Genomic DNA, 13,120 nt, shown 5'->3' on the forward strand with positions numbered 1-13,120 from the left:
GACCGAGACGCTCATCGCGGTCGCCGCGCCGAGCCATCCGGCGATCGCCGAATGCGCGCAACCGGAAGCGATCGAGCGGCTGTCGGGCTTCCGGCAGATCGTGATCGCCGATCCCGAGCGGCCGCTGCCGGAAGCCGTTTCATCGCGGCGCCGCCGATCTCTGTGTCGCGTACGGCGGGCTCGACCGGCATCCGCAGGAGCAGATCCACGCGCTGTGGACCGAGACGCTCATCGCGGTCGCCGCGCCGAGCCATCCGGCGATCGCCGAATGCGCGCAACCGGAAGCGATCGAGCGGCTGTCGGGCTTCCGGCAGATCGTGATCGCCGATCCCGAGCGGCCGCTGACCGACGTGCGGCCGTTGATCGGCAATCGCACGTGGAAGGTCACCGACATGGCGACCGCGATCGCGCTCGTGAAGGCCGGACATGGCTGGGCGAACCTGCCCGAATCCGTGATCGGCCGATATGTCGCCGACGGCGAACTCGCGCCGCTCGTGTTCGCGAACATCCGCAACGGGCTGCCGTTGCCCGTGTACCTGCGGCGGCCGAAACACACGGGGCTCGGCAAGGCGGCCAGCGAACTGGTCCGCGCGCTGCGGGCTGCAGGCGACCAGAAATGACCAGCGTGGCGGCGAGCGCCGCCACGCCGTCGGTCAACGCCTGACGGCTTGACCGTTAGTTGCGATTAATGCGCTGCCGCCGCTGCACTCTGGATCGAATCGATGAGCGACGCGTTGTCATAGCGCCGCCCGGCAATGCCCCATCCGCCGTCGACCGCATGGACGACATTCACCCATACCTGCGCAGGCGTCAGCCGCCCGCCGGCGCGGCGCAGCACGATCGCGGTCGCCCGTTCGACGAATTGCCGCTGCCGGTCGGGCGCGGCGAGCGCCACGGCAGGCAGCTTCAGCTCGACGAACGCGGCGGGCTCCGCCCGTCCGTGCACGAAGGTCCGGTTTCGCGGCAGCACGTTGAGCGTGCCCACCACGTTCGGCGCCAGGAACGCATTCCCGGTCAATCCTTCGACTTCCAGCAGCGCATCGGTCAACTCGGCAAACACCGGCCCCTCGTCGTCCGGCGTGAAAACCCCTTCGGATACTGTCAGCGTAATCGGCATCGCACTTTCTCCTGGTCAGGTCATCGGTTAGGTGACGTGATATAAATATCAGTCACTCTCTATACAATAGACACTGATCACTCTCTTTGCAAGATAAAGAGTGATCGCTCTGAAGCGAGCCAGTCATGCGTTATTCCGTCGAGCACAAGCACGAAACCCGCACGCGCATCCTCGATGCGGCGAGCCGCCTGTTCCGCCAGGAGGGATATGGCGGCTCCGGCATCGGTCCGCTGACGAAGGCGGCGGGCGTCACCAACGGCGCGTTCTACGGCCATTTCAAGACGAAGGGCGAAGCGTTCCGGCAGGTCGTCCTCGATGGCCTCGCCCAGCTCCGGCAAGGCGTCGCGACGTTCAAGGCCGAGCACGGCGCGCGCTGGCGGCGCCCGTTCGTGTCGTTCTACCTCGGCCCGCGACGCACCTGCGAACTCGGCGAAAGCTGTGCGCTGCCGAGCCTGTCGCCGGAAGTGATGCGCGCCGACGACGAAACGCGCGACGCGTACGAGCAGGCATTGCGGCAGATCGTCGACGAAGTGTCGGCCGGGATGGGCGACACCCCCGACGACGATCGCGCGATCGCGTTCCTCGCGCTGCTGTCGGGCGGCGTCACGCTTGCGCGCGCGGTGCGCGATCCCGAGCTGGCGCAGCGCATCGCCGATGCGGTCGGCCGGTACGCGGTGGTGATCGCCGAACGCACGGACGTGAAGCCGGAGCAACAGGCATAACCGGCCGCCAATAAAAAAACCCGATCCGCATCGTCACGGATCGGGGTTCTTCGATCGACTACCCGTCGAGTCGGCCCGTCGCGGGCCGGTGCCTCAACGCGCGGCCACTTCCGCCTTGACGGACGCCGCATCGCCTACCGCCGTCGGCGCCGCCCCCCAACCACCGCCCAACGCGCGGATCAGGTTCACGGTCGACACCGCCTGCGCGCCGGTCAACTGGTTCGCCTGCAGTTGCGACTGCAGCACCGAGCGCTCGCTGTCGATCACGTCGAGATACGCGACCTCGCCTTCCTGATACTGCGTGCGCGACAACGTCGCCGCGCGCCGCGACGCGTTGACGGCCGCATCCTGCGCGCGGATCTGGTCGTCGAGCAGGCGCAGGTCGGCAAGGTTGTCCTCGACCTCGCGGAACGCGACGAGCACCTGTTGCCGGTAGTTCGCAACCTGCTCGTCGTACTGCGCGCGTGCCTGCTGCACGCCGGCCGCACGACGCCCGCCGTCGAACAGCGGCAGCGTCAGCGCGGCGCCGGCAAACGGCCCGAGCAGGAACGTGCGGCTCGACCACATGAACAGGCTGCCGAGCGTCGACGCCTCATAGCCAAACGCCCCCGTGATGTCGAGCTTCGGGAAGTACGCCGACTTCGCGAGGCCGATCCGCGCGTTCGCGGCCGCCATCGCACGCTCGGCCGCCGACACGTCCGGACGGCGTTCGAGCAGCGCGGACGGCAGGCCCGGCGGCACCTTCACCGCGACCGGCACGATCGGCGTTTCCTTGAACGCGAAATCCGCGGGCGCCTTGCCGAGCAGGATCGCGAGCGCATGCTCGGACGCCGCGCGCCGGCGCGCGACGCCAACCGCATCGGCCTGCGCGGTCGCCAGCTCGTTCTTCGCGCGCGACACGTCGAGCTCGCTGATGTCGCCTTCGTTGAAGCGGCGCTGCACGAGCTTCAGTGCCTGCTCGCGCAACTCCACCGTGCGGCGGTACAGGTCCTGGTCGGAATCGAGCTGACGCAGTTCGAAGTAGTTCTGCGCGACGTCCGCCTGCAGCGCGAGCTGCACCGAACGGAACAGTGCTTCGCTCTGCGCCTGGTCGGCACGCGACGCCTCGACGTTGCGGCCGACGCGACCGAACAGGTCGGCCTCGTACGACACCGTGCCCTGCGCGCGCCACAGCGTCGCATTGGTCGGCCCCGTGCCTTGCGGCTGGAACTGCGACGCCGACGACAGCCCCTCGCGCGTCGGCCCGAAGCCGGCGCCGATCTGCGGGAACCACTGCGAGCGCGCCGAACGCGTCGCCGCACGCGCTTCCTCGACACGCGCGGCCGCGGCCTTCAGGTTCTGGTTCGCGGCGAGCGCCTGCGTCTCGAGCGAATCGAGCACCGGGTCGCCGAACGCCTTCCACCATTCGCCGCGATGCACGCCGTCCGACGGCTCGGCCGTCTTCCAGGTGCCGGCCTGTTCGCCGGCGGCAAGCGTCGGCGCTTCCTTGAACGCGGTCGGCGTCGACACATCCGGGCGCTTGTAGTCAGGGCCCACCGCGCACGCGGCGAGCAGCGTCGCGAGCAGGGTGCTCGCGGCCGCCACCTTCGCGAAGCGCATCAGGCCATTCGTGTTGTGCAAGTTGTTCATTGTGTTGTCCTCAAGCATCCGAAGCCGGCACACCTTGGGACGGCACACCGTAGCCGGCCGAGTCCTTCCCGGCGACGTGAATCTTGCCGCCTGCGAGCGTCCGCAGCACGACGTAGAACACCGGCGTCAGCATCAGCCCGAACAGCGTCACGCCGAGCATCCCGAAGAACACCGCGACGCCCATCGCATGGCGCATTTCCGAACCGGCACCCGTCGACGTGACGAGCGGCACCACACCCATGATGAAGGCGATCGACGTCATCAGGATCGGGCGCAGCCGCAGCCGGCTCGCCTCGATCGCGGCCTCGAGCGGCGTCCTGCCGTCGTGTTCGAGTTCACGTGCGAATTCGACGATCAGGATCGCGTTCTTCGCCGACAGCCCCACCAGCACCATCAAGCCGATCTGCGTGAAGATGTTGTTGTCGCCCTGCGTGAGCCACACGCCCGTCAGCGCCGACAGAATGCTCATCGGCACGATCAGGATCACCGCGAGCGGCAGCGTCAGGCTTTCATACAGCGCCGCGAGCACGAGGAACACGAGCAGCACGCTGATCGGGAACACATACATCGCCGAATCGCCCGCAAGAATCTGCTGGTACGTGAGGTCGGTCCACTCGAACCGCACGCCGCGCGGCAGCGTTTCATGCGCGATGCGCTCGATCGCGGCCTGCGCCTGCCCCGACGAGAAGCCCGGCGCCGGGCCGCCGTTGATGTCGGCCGCCGTGTAGCCGTTGTAGCGCACGACCATTTCCGGGCCGAACGTCGGCGTCACCGTGACGAGCGACGACAGCGGCACCATCTCGCCCTTGTCGTTACGCGTCTTCAACTGCAGGATGTCGTCCGCGCGCTGGCGGAACGGCGCATCGGCCTGCACGCGCACCTGGTACACACGTCCGAAACGGTTGAAGTCGTTCACGTACAGCGAGCCGAGATACACCTGCATCGTGTTGAACACGTCGGTCACGGGCACGCCCAGCTGCTTCGCCTTCACACGATCGAGATCGACGTTGAGCTGCGGCACGTTGATCTGGTAGCTCGTGAACAACGGGCCGAGTTCAGGCGCCTGCTGCGCACGCTTGATGAAGTCGTTGCTCGCATCCGCGAGCCGCGCATAGCCGACCGCGCCGCGATCCTCGATCTGCATCTTGAACCCGCCGAGCGTACCGAGGCCCAGCACCGGCGGCGGCGGGAACACCGCGACGAACGAGTCCTTCATCGCGCCGTACTTCTGGTTCAGCGCACCCGCAATCGCACCGGCCGACAACGCCTTGCCATGCCGTTCCGAGAACGGCTTCAGCGTGACGAACACGATGCCCGCGCTCGAGCTGTTCGTGAAGCCGTTCACCGACAGCCCCGGGAACGCCACCGCGCTCTCGACGCCCGGCTGCTTCAGCGCGATCGAGCCCATGTCGCGGATCACCTTCTCGGTGCGGTCGAGCGACGCACCGTTCGGCAGCTGCGCGAACGCGATCAGGTACTCCTTGTCCTGCGCGGGCACGAAGCCGCCCGGCACGACCTTCGACACGAGCACGGTCGCGCCCACCAGCACGAGGTATACGCCCAGCATCAGCGTCTTGCGCGACAGCACGCCACGCACGCCGCGGCCATAGTTCTCCGCACCGCGATGGAACACCTTGTTGAAGCCGCGGAAGAAGCCGCCGAGCACGCGGTTCATCACGCGCGTGAGCCAGTCTTCCTTGTCGCCATGACCCTTCAGCAGGATCGCGGACAGCGCCGGCGACAGCGTCAGCGAGTTGAACGCCGAGATCACCGTCGAGATCGCGATGGTCATCGCGAACTGCTTGTAGAACTGGCCGGTCAGGCCCGACATGAACGCGAGCGGCACGAACACGGCGACGAGCGTCAGCGCGATCGCGATGATCGGCCCGCTCACTTCCTGCATCGCCTTGTAGGTCGCCGCCCGTGCGTTCATCCCGCTTTCGATGTTCCGCTCGACGTTCTCGACCACCACGATCGCATCGTCGACCACGATCCCGATCGCGAGCACCATCCCGAACAATGACAACGCGTTGATCGAATACCCGAATGCGAGCAGCAGCGAGAACGTACCGATGATCGACACCGGCACAGCGATCAGCGGAATCAGCGACGCGCGCCAGGTCTGCAGGAACACGATCACGACGATCACGACCAGCGCGATCGCTTCGAGCAGCGTGTGCACGACGGCCTTGATCGACGAACGCACGAACTGCGTCGGGTCATAGACGATCTTGTAGTCGACGCCCGCCGGCATGTCCTGCTTCAGCTCGGCCATCGTCTTGCGCACTTCGTCCGAGATCTGCAGCGAATTCGCGCCCGGCGACTGGTTGATCGCCATCGCGACGGCCGGCTTGTTGTCGAGCAGCGAACGCAGCCCGTATTCGGACGCATCGAGCTTGATCCGCGCGACGTCGCGCAGGTGCGTGACGCCGCCGTCCGGCGTCGTCTTCACGACGATGTCGCCGAACTCGTCCTCCGTCTGCAGACGGCCGCGCGCGTTCACCGACAACTGCAGGGGCGTGCCCGGCAGCGACGGCGACGCGCCGATCACGCCGGCCGCGACCTGCACGTTCTGCTCGCGGATCGCCTGCACGACGTCCTCGGCCGACAGCCCGCGCTGCGCGACCTTCTGCGGATCGAGCCACACGCGCATCGCGTAGTCGCCCGAACCCCACAGCTGCACCTGGCCGACGCCCTGGATCCGCGACAGGCGATCCTTCACGTTGATCAGCGCGTAGTTGCGCAGGTAGGTCATGTCGTAGCGGTCGTCCGGCGAGATCAGGTGGACCACCATCGTCAGCGTCGGCGAGCTCTTCACCGTCGTGATGCCGAGCCGCTGCACGTCTTCCGGCAGGCGCGGCAGCGCCTGGTTCACGCGGTTCTGCACGAGCTGCGTGGCCTTGTCCGGATCGGTGCCGAGCTTGAACGTGACGGTGATCGTCATGTTGCCGTCGCTGTTCGCCTGCGACTGCATGTAGAGCATGTCCTCGACGCCGTTGATCTGCTCCTCGAGCGGCGACGCGACCGTCTCGGCGATCACTTTCGGGTTCGCACCCGGATACTGCGCCTTCACGATCACGGAAGGCGGCACGACTTCCGGATACTCCGAGATCGGCAGCAGGAACATCGCGATCACCCCGCCGAGCAGGATGATCACCGATAGGACTCCTGCGAAGATCGGCCGGTCGATAAAGAATTTTGAAATGTTCATGTGTGGCTCTGTCTGGTTGAACGCGGATAAGAAGCGGCGAGCCGCTTACGAATCCGCCTTCGCCGGGGCGGCCGGCTTCGCGTTGTCCGCCAAAGGCGCGGACGGCGCGTCACCGCCCGTCATCGGGACCATGTGCGGCTTCACCTGTTCGCCGGGGCGCACGCGCTGCGTACCGTTCACGACCACGCGATCGCCCGCGGAGAGCCCGCTCACGATCACGCGCCGGTTGCCGTGCTGCATCCCCTGCTGCACTTCGCGGTACGACACGCGGCCTTGCTGGTCGACGACGAACACGAACTTCTTGTCCTGGTCGGTGTTGATCGCCGCGTCGTCGACGAGCAGTGCCTCGTGCGGCGCGCTGCCACCCACCTTCACACGTGCGTAGAGACCCGGGACGAGCGCGCCATCGGCGTTGTCGAAGCGCGCACGCACGCGGATCGTGCCGGACGACGTATCGAGCCGGTTGTCGACCGAGTCGATCTCGCCGCTGCGCGAATAACCGGTTTCGTTCGCGAGGCCAAGCTCGACCGGCACCTTGCGGCCGTTGCGCGCACCGTTGATGTACTGCAGGTAGGTCTGCTCGTCCGCATCGAACGATGCGTAGATCGGCGACACCGACACCAGCGTCGTCAGCGGCGCGGCCGATGCGCCGGCCGACACGACGTTGCCGAGCGTGATTTCCGCGCGCGACACACGGCCCGAAACCGGCGCCGTGATCCGCGTATAGCCGAGGTTGATGCGCGCCGTTTCCAGCGCGGCTTCGGCGGCCTTCAGGTTCGCCGTCGCCTCGCGGGCCGCATTCTGCTTCTCGTCGTAGTCGCGCTTCGCGATCGCGTTGTCGCCGATCAGCCGCTGCGCGCGCTGCCAGTCGGTCTGCGCGTAGCCGTTGCGCGCCTGCGCGGCCGCAAGCTGCGCAGCCGCCCGATCGGTTTCGGCCTGGTACGGGCGCGGGTCGATCACGAACAGCACGTCGCCCTTCTTCACGAGCGTGCCGTCCTTGAAGTTCACCGCGACGATCGTGCCCGACACCTGCGGGCGCACGTCGACTTTCTCGACCGCTTCGAGGCGGCCCGAATAACTCTGCCAGTCGGTCACGGTCTGCGGCACGACGGTCGCGACGTCGACTTCGGGCAGCGGCGCTGCCGATTTCTCCGGTGCGTTTGCGTTCACGCGCATCGCGCCGAACGTTCCGAGGCCGACGACGGCGAGCGTCACGATCGCCGCTGTCGCGATTCGGGAACGGGAGGTGCGTAGGATGGCCATGTGGATCTCCAGTAAACGTGGATTGGTTTTGGTTATTCGGAACGGTTCGGCTGGCGCGCCTGGAAGCGGCACTGGAAGAAGCGCACGGCTTCCTCGAAGGCGGCTTCGTGCGTCGCGAGCGCGGCGTGCGTGATGTCCGGATAACGGATCACCTGCGTGAGCACGCCCGACGAGATCAGGCAGCCCGCATATTTCTCCGCTTCGACGTGCAGCACGTCGTTCTGCGCGGTAACGACGAGCGTCGGCGGCAACCCCGCGAGGCGCACCGATTCGAGCGGCGCTGCGTACGGGTGCATGCGTTGCGCAGCCTGCGGCAGATACGCGCGATAACATGCCGCGCATTCGCGCGGGGTGATGTCGGAGGCAAGGCGGTCGGCGTCGCCGATGCGCGTCATGCTCGGATCGAGCATCGGCCCGAACAGCGCCTGCGCGACGATCGACACTTCGCCGCGATCACGCGCGATGAACGCGAGGCAGTTCGCGAGCTGGCCGCCCGCGTCGTGGCCCGCGACACCGATCTTCTTCGGGTTGCCGCCGAACGCGCGGGCGCGCGTCGCGGCCCACACGGCAGCGCGATACGCATCCTCCGGCGCGGCCGGAAAAGGAAAGGCCGGCGCGAGCGAATAGTCGACCGACACTACGAGGGCTGGTAAGCGTTCTGCTAAAAAACGCGCGGCGAAATCGGCGTCTTCGAGCGAACCGCGGACGAAGCCGCCACCGTGGAAATAAAGCACTACTGGCAACCCGGTCTTGTCCGGGCGGCGGTAGAGGCGCAGCACGATGTCCTGCGCGTAGCCGGGAATTTCCACTTCGGTGACCGTCAGCGCCGCGCCTGCCGTGGCTTGCGGCGGCAATGCGGCCTTCAGGAATTTGCTGAATTCAGAAGCGTCCATGACGATGCAGCATCCATTTCGAGATGGAACGAATTCTGGGTCCGGCAGACATTGGGATAAATGCCTATAATCCGGCAACACAATTCAACGCCCCCGAACAATCCGAGGCTGCGTTTACCCACGAGGTAGCGCAGCCTTGTTGTTCCGGAGGCTCATTAGATTGCGGAGGTTGTGATGGACCGGCTTCAGGCCATGCAGGTGTTTACTCGCGTCGTCGATACAAGCAGCTTCACCAAGGCAGCAGAAACGCTCAGCTTGCCGCGAGCGTCCGTCACGACGATCATCCAGAATCTCGAAGCATTCCTCGGTGTGCGGCTGATGCACCGGACCACGCGCCGGCTGTCGCTCACGCCGGACGGCGCCGCGTACTACGAACGATGCGTGCGGATCCTCGCGGACGTCGAGGAAACCGAGGCGAGCTTCCAGGCGAACAACCGGAAGCCGCACGGAAAGTTGCGTATCGACATGCCGGGTTCGATCGGGCGGCTGCTCGTGATTCCGTCGCTGTGCGAATTTCATACGCGCTATCCGGACATCGACCTGCAGCTCGGCTTGTCCGACCGGCCGGTCGACCTGCTGCAGGAAGGCGTCGATTGCGTGATCCGCGTCGGCGCACTGCAGGACTCGTCGCTCGTCGCGCGCCGGGTCGGCCTGTTCGAATGCGTGACGGTCGCGTCGCCCGACTATCTCGAGCGCCACGGCGAGCCGCAGACGATCGACGACCTGAACCAGCACAAGGCCGTCAACTACTTCTCGAGCCGCACCGGCCGCACGATCGACTGGACGTTCCTGACCGACGGCAAGGAAGTCGAGATGAAGATGGAAGGCATCGTGTCGGTGAACGACGCGGATGCGTACGTGACCTGCGGGATCGAAGGCTTCGGGCTGATCCAGCCGCCGCTCTTCATGGTGCTGCCGCACCTGCGCGAAGGCCGGCTCAAGGAAGTGCTGCCGGGCGTCAAGCCGCTGCCGATGCCGATCTCGGTCGTGTATCCGCACAGCCGCCATCTGTCGCCAAAGGTGCGCGTGTTCGTCGACTGGATCGCCGAGGTGTTCGACCGCTGCCCGCTGCTGAGCGGCAAGGGCAGCCTCGACGCGACGTGCAGCAAGCGCACGTTCGAGGAAGCCGAACGCGCGCCTGCGCTCGATACGCCGGTCATCAACGAGTGGGTTGCATAACGTCTGAACTGCGCGACTGAGTCGCGCACCTGAACCGCACGCGCGGGCTGCGAGGCCCGTGCGTCACCCCGCCTCCGCGCCACGCCCCCACCCGGCGCACCCGATCCTTCCCGAATCCGCAGCAAACCTTTGTGCCAGGCGACGCAATCGCCCGCAGGCGTCGTCGCGCGCCGTCGTCGCACCCGTGCGAGGCCCGCTGCAAGCGGGTTCGGGCGATTTCCGCATAACCCTGCCAGGTGTACGGATGTCGATTGTTCCACTGGCACGACAATTCAATTCGCATCTGCCGCATTTATCGCGACGGAACAGATACCTAGAGTAAACCCTGTCGCGCACCTCGTTGCGCATCGAACAGATCCCGCTTGATGGGACCGGAGAAGCGCTCCAGCGCCAGCTCCGAAATGCCTTGCATGGGATCTGAGTAAGCGCTGAAGCGCTAACTCATATCGACACAGGAGTTTTGCCATGAACCGCCGCCATCTTCTCTCCGCCCTCGCCCTTACGCTCGCCGTGTCCGCTCCGGCCTTCGCCGATTCGGGTACGCCGCATGCCGGCGACTACGGCAACACGTCGTGGTACTCGCAGCACTACGGCCCGCGCACGCGCGCCGAAGTGAGCGCCGAGGTCAAGCAAGCGCGCAAGGACGGCACGCTCGCCTACCTGCGCAAGGCCAATTCGTATCCGCAAGGAATCGAGCTGGCAGACGGCCCGTATCGCTCGATGCCGGAAAGCAACCAGCTCGCCGGCGGAGGCCGGTAAACGCGCAACGCCGCGCAGCGGGTTGCCCCGTGCGCGGCGTCGCGATTCCTCTTCGACGACTCGCCGAGTCAGTCAGCTAGATAGTTAGTTGCAGGAGCACATGATGAACGATCAACTCCCTTCGCCGCTCGATCACTGGGACGACACCACGCCGGTGTGGACGCCGTTCCGTTCGGCCCCGCACGCGCACTGATCGCGGCTGAGTCGTCATCCGGCACTTACCGGCGCGGCACCCCGTCGCGCCATTCGCCCCAGTGCGTCACGATGTCCTGCACGAGCGGATTGCCCGCGCGATACAGGTTTTCGGTCGCCGGGGCGAAGCCGCCCTGGTCCGCGTAGTTCAGCAGGTTGTCGGCACTCGTCTGCCCCGCATACGGCCGGTCGAAATCGGACCCCGTGCGCAGCAACGCGACACGCGACAGGTCGACCCGCTTCACGCTCGCCGCGCGCTTGAGCGCTTCATAGGTGGCGTTGTCTTCCTGCGCGGTCATGCAGTACGTACCCTTGCCGTCGGTCAGGATCTTCGTCCACTGGCGCGCGCGCTCGCCGATCAGCGTGCCCGAGAACCACGTGTTGCCCGATGACGTATCGCACTGGATCACCGTCGGCGGCCGGTTCGCCGGCGCGTAGTTGAACTTCGCGCGGGCGGCCTGCGCCTGCGCGCTGTCCGCGAGCACGACGTTGCGCGACAGCGCGACCGCCGCGTCGGTCAGCTGCGGGTTGAGCTGGAACACCTCGGTGCGATAGTCGAGCGGCGGCTTGTCGTTCGGGCTCTTCGTGTTGATGCCGAGGAAGCCGGTATTCCAGCCGGCCGGAATCTCGCGTGCATCGAGCTCCCACTGCAGGCTGAAATCGACGAGGTATTTCGACCACGCGGCCGAACCGACCGTGCCTTGCGCAGGGTCGACGCCCGCGATGCCGGAGATCAGGAAGTACGTGCGGCGCAGATCGAAGCGCTGCGAGAACGTGAGCGCCATGATCGTCGCCGACGCGTTCGCATAGCCCATGCCGGTCGTGACCACGCACACGTCCTGCTTGTTGCAATGCACGTTCGGATAGTCGGGCGACAGGCCGGGCACGGCGATGTCGCGCCACGGGCCGAGCCGGTCGAGCCAGGCCTGGCCCTCCGGACCGAACATCGTGATGATCATGACCTTGACCGGGCGGCCCTGTGCACCGGTCTCGGCGAATGCATTGTTGCCCGCGTTGTTGCCCTGGTTGTCCTGCGCGATCGACGGCGCGGTCGCACAGGCGGCGAGCGAGAATGCAGCGGCGGAAAGAATGGAGCGAGTCAGCATCGGCGTTCCTTGTTTCGATGATGTTGGGTGAGAACGGCTCTCGTAGACTGCGCGTCGGAGTATAGAACGCGCGTGCCCGATGCGGAACCCGACTACGAAACGACGCCGGTGCGTCGGTGTGGGTGCGGCATACGAGGAAATCGCGGCCGACATGCCCTGCGCGCGAAGACATACCGTCAGGAATACTATCCGGTTGATCGACATCGACACGCCAATCGCATCGTCATATGCATCGCCCGGCGACCCGCTACAACCGCGCCAGCCCCGCCACCCCGTAACCCAGCACGACCAGTGCCGCCACCACATGGCTCGCCGCCAGCAGCCCCGGCGACTTCACGATCCGGCCGATCACGCTGCCGCCGAATGCGAATACGAGTTGCCCCACGAGACTGCCGGCAAACACGCACGCGGCACCGAGCAGCCAGTGCCGATGCGCACCGGCGGCGGCCGTTGCATAACCGTAGAACAACAGGATCGTGAGCGGATTCGCCAGCGTGACGAAGAACATCGACGAAAACGGGCGACTGCCCGGCGGCCGCGCGTCGCCGTCGAGCGTGCGGCGACGATCCCGCAGCGCCTGCCACAGCATCCGCGCACCCATCGCGAGCAGCACGAGCGCACCGACCAGACGAAACAGCGACAGATGCGCGGCGAGCGTGTTCGCAAGCATCGCGCCGAGCGTGAACGCGACGACCGCATAGCAGCCGTCGGCCGTCGCGACACCCACCGCCGCGCGCACGCCGCTCGCGGTGCCGGCGCGCATCCCGTAGTTCGCGATCATCAGCGCGACGGGGCCGACCGACAGCGCGATCATCAGCCCGAACAGGAAGTCGTTCATCGGTCGTCGATGCCTTCGACGGGACGCACCGATTCCCGCGACCGCGAAATTACCCGGCGTGGCGCTTCGGCGTCACGCGACATCGACGCGCGCCGGCCCGTCCACCATCTCGCCGATCACGCCCGCGCGGTCGAAGCCGTCGGCACGGAAGCACGCGAGCACGTCATCGACGGCCTCGGGTGCGCACGCGACCAGCAGGCCGCCCGACGTC

The 13,120-nt window shown here is 66.5% G+C and carries 11 protein-coding genes and 2 pseudogenes; 5 read left to right on the top strand and 8 right to left on the bottom strand.

The window, feature by feature from the left end:
• Nucleotides 1–133, top strand: a pseudogene (locus G3N99_RS42035) (LysR family transcriptional regulator); the annotation flags it as partial.
• A 7-nt stretch (nt 134–140) separates the two neighbouring features.
• Nucleotides 141–620 (top strand): annotated as a pseudogene (locus G3N99_RS23255) (substrate-binding domain-containing protein); the annotation flags it as partial.
• Between the two features lie 65 nt (nt 621–685).
• On the opposite strand, the gene G3N99_RS23260 reads toward G3N99_RS23255, so the two are convergent.
• Nucleotides 686–1,117 (bottom strand): Tautomerase enzyme, encoded by a 432-nt coding sequence (locus G3N99_RS23260; protein WP_206123570.1) that lies wholly within the window; start codon nt 1,115–1,117, stop codon nt 686–688.
• 125 nt (nt 1,118–1,242) lie between these two features.
• On the opposite strand from G3N99_RS23260, the gene G3N99_RS23265 reads away from it, so the two are divergent.
• The gene (locus G3N99_RS23265) at nt 1,243–1,839 is read left to right on the top strand and encodes a TetR/AcrR family transcriptional regulator (RefSeq protein WP_174941064.1); all 597 of its coding nucleotides are present in this window, start codon (nt 1,243–1,245) and stop codon (nt 1,837–1,839) included.
• Nucleotides 1,840–1,932: 93 nt separating this feature from the next.
• Here G3N99_RS23265 and opcM read toward each other — a convergent pair whose 3' ends face one another.
• Genes opcM through G3N99_RS23285 form a run of 4 tightly spaced genes read right to left on the bottom strand, consistent with a single transcriptional unit; the run spans nt 1,933 to nt 8,835 of the window.
• Entirely contained in the window at nt 1,933–3,468 is a 1,536-nt protein-coding gene (gene opcM / locus G3N99_RS23270; RefSeq protein WP_206123571.1) for a multidrug efflux transporter outer membrane subunit OpcM, read from the bottom strand.
• Between the two features lie 10 nt (nt 3,469–3,478).
• Nucleotides 3,479–6,679: a multidrug efflux RND transporter permease subunit CeoB gene (gene ceoB / locus G3N99_RS23275; RefSeq protein ID WP_174942118.1), complete on the bottom strand. Its 3,201-nt coding sequence runs from the start codon at nt 6,677–6,679 to the stop codon at nt 3,479–3,481.
• 45 nt (nt 6,680–6,724) lie between these two features.
• On the bottom strand, nt 6,725–7,942 hold the full coding sequence (gene ceoA, locus G3N99_RS23280) for a multidrug efflux RND transporter periplasmic adaptor subunit CeoA (protein WP_011353909.1): 1,218 nt from the start codon (nt 7,940–7,942) through the stop codon (nt 6,725–6,727).
• A 32-nt stretch (nt 7,943–7,974) separates the two neighbouring features.
• Nucleotides 7,975–8,835, bottom strand: a complete 861-nt coding sequence (locus G3N99_RS23285; protein WP_174941070.1) for an alpha/beta hydrolase — start codon at nt 8,833–8,835, stop codon at nt 7,975–7,977.
• Nucleotides 8,836–9,009: 174 nt separating this feature from the next.
• Here G3N99_RS23285 and ceoR point away from each other — a divergent pair, with 174 nt between their 5' ends.
• Together ceoR and G3N99_RS23295 are read left to right on the top strand one after the other, a co-directional pair.
• Complete coding sequence (ceoR, locus tag G3N99_RS23290) at nt 9,010–10,014, top strand: putative multidrug efflux transcriptional regulator CeoR (RefSeq protein ID WP_039367883.1); 1,005 nt, start codon at nt 9,010–9,012, stop codon at nt 10,012–10,014.
• A 465-nt stretch (nt 10,015–10,479) separates the two neighbouring features.
• A complete protein-coding gene (locus G3N99_RS23295; RefSeq protein ID WP_206123572.1) occupies nt 10,480–10,773 on the top strand; it encodes a DUF4148 domain-containing protein in 294 nt (97 codons plus the stop codon).
• Nucleotides 10,774–10,991: 218 nt separating this feature from the next.
• Here G3N99_RS23295 and G3N99_RS23300 read toward each other — a convergent pair whose 3' ends face one another.
• The 3 genes from G3N99_RS23300 to G3N99_RS23310 all read right to left on the bottom strand — a co-directional run.
• Complete coding sequence (locus tag G3N99_RS23300) at nt 10,992–12,071, bottom strand: purine nucleoside permease (RefSeq protein WP_174941072.1); 1,080 nt, start codon at nt 12,069–12,071, stop codon at nt 10,992–10,994.
• Nucleotides 12,072–12,318: 247 nt separating this feature from the next.
• Nucleotides 12,319–12,909, bottom strand: coding sequence for a LysE family transporter (locus tag G3N99_RS23305; protein WP_206123573.1), 591 nt, complete (start codon nt 12,907–12,909; stop codon nt 12,319–12,321).
• 72 nt (nt 12,910–12,981) lie between these two features.
• The coding region (locus G3N99_RS23310; protein WP_241011806.1) for an AIR synthase-related protein at nt 12,982–13,120 on the bottom strand (139 nt) is incomplete at its 5' end.

This window comes from Burkholderia sp. Ac-20392 (genome assembly GCF_017104585.1).
GTDB classification, from domain to species: domain Bacteria; phylum Pseudomonadota; class Gammaproteobacteria; order Burkholderiales; family Burkholderiaceae; genus Burkholderia; species Burkholderia lata.

Excerpts from the sequence above, each read along its gene's own strand:
- G3N99_RS23260 (WP_206123570.1), bottom strand. The coding sequence starts at position 1,117 with ATGCCGATTACGCTGACAGTATCCGAAGGGGTTTTCACGCCGGACGAC.
- G3N99_RS23265 (WP_174941064.1), top strand. The coding sequence starts at position 1,243 with ATGCGTTATTCCGTCGAGCACAAGCACGAAACCCGCACGCGCATCCTC.
- opcM (WP_206123571.1), bottom strand. The coding sequence starts at position 3,468 with ATGAACAACTTGCACAACACGAATGGCCTGATGCGCTTCGCGAAGGTG.
- ceoB (WP_174942118.1), bottom strand. The coding sequence starts at position 6,679 with ATGAACATTTCAAAATTCTTTATCGACCGGCCGATCTTCGCAGGAGTC.
- ceoA (WP_011353909.1), bottom strand. The coding sequence starts at position 7,942 with ATGGCCATCCTACGCACCTCCCGTTCCCGAATCGCGACAGCGGCGATC.
- G3N99_RS23285 (WP_174941070.1), bottom strand. The coding sequence starts at position 8,835 with ATGGACGCTTCTGAATTCAGCAAATTCCTGAAGGCCGCATTGCCGCCG.
- ceoR (WP_039367883.1), top strand. The coding sequence starts at position 9,010 with ATGGACCGGCTTCAGGCCATGCAGGTGTTTACTCGCGTCGTCGATACA.
- G3N99_RS23295 (WP_206123572.1), top strand. The coding sequence starts at position 10,480 with ATGAACCGCCGCCATCTTCTCTCCGCCCTCGCCCTTACGCTCGCCGTG.
- G3N99_RS23300 (WP_174941072.1), bottom strand. The coding sequence starts at position 12,071 with ATGCTGACTCGCTCCATTCTTTCCGCCGCTGCATTCTCGCTCGCCGCC.
- G3N99_RS23305 (WP_206123573.1), bottom strand. The coding sequence starts at position 12,909 with ATGAACGACTTCCTGTTCGGGCTGATGATCGCGCTGTCGGTCGGCCCC.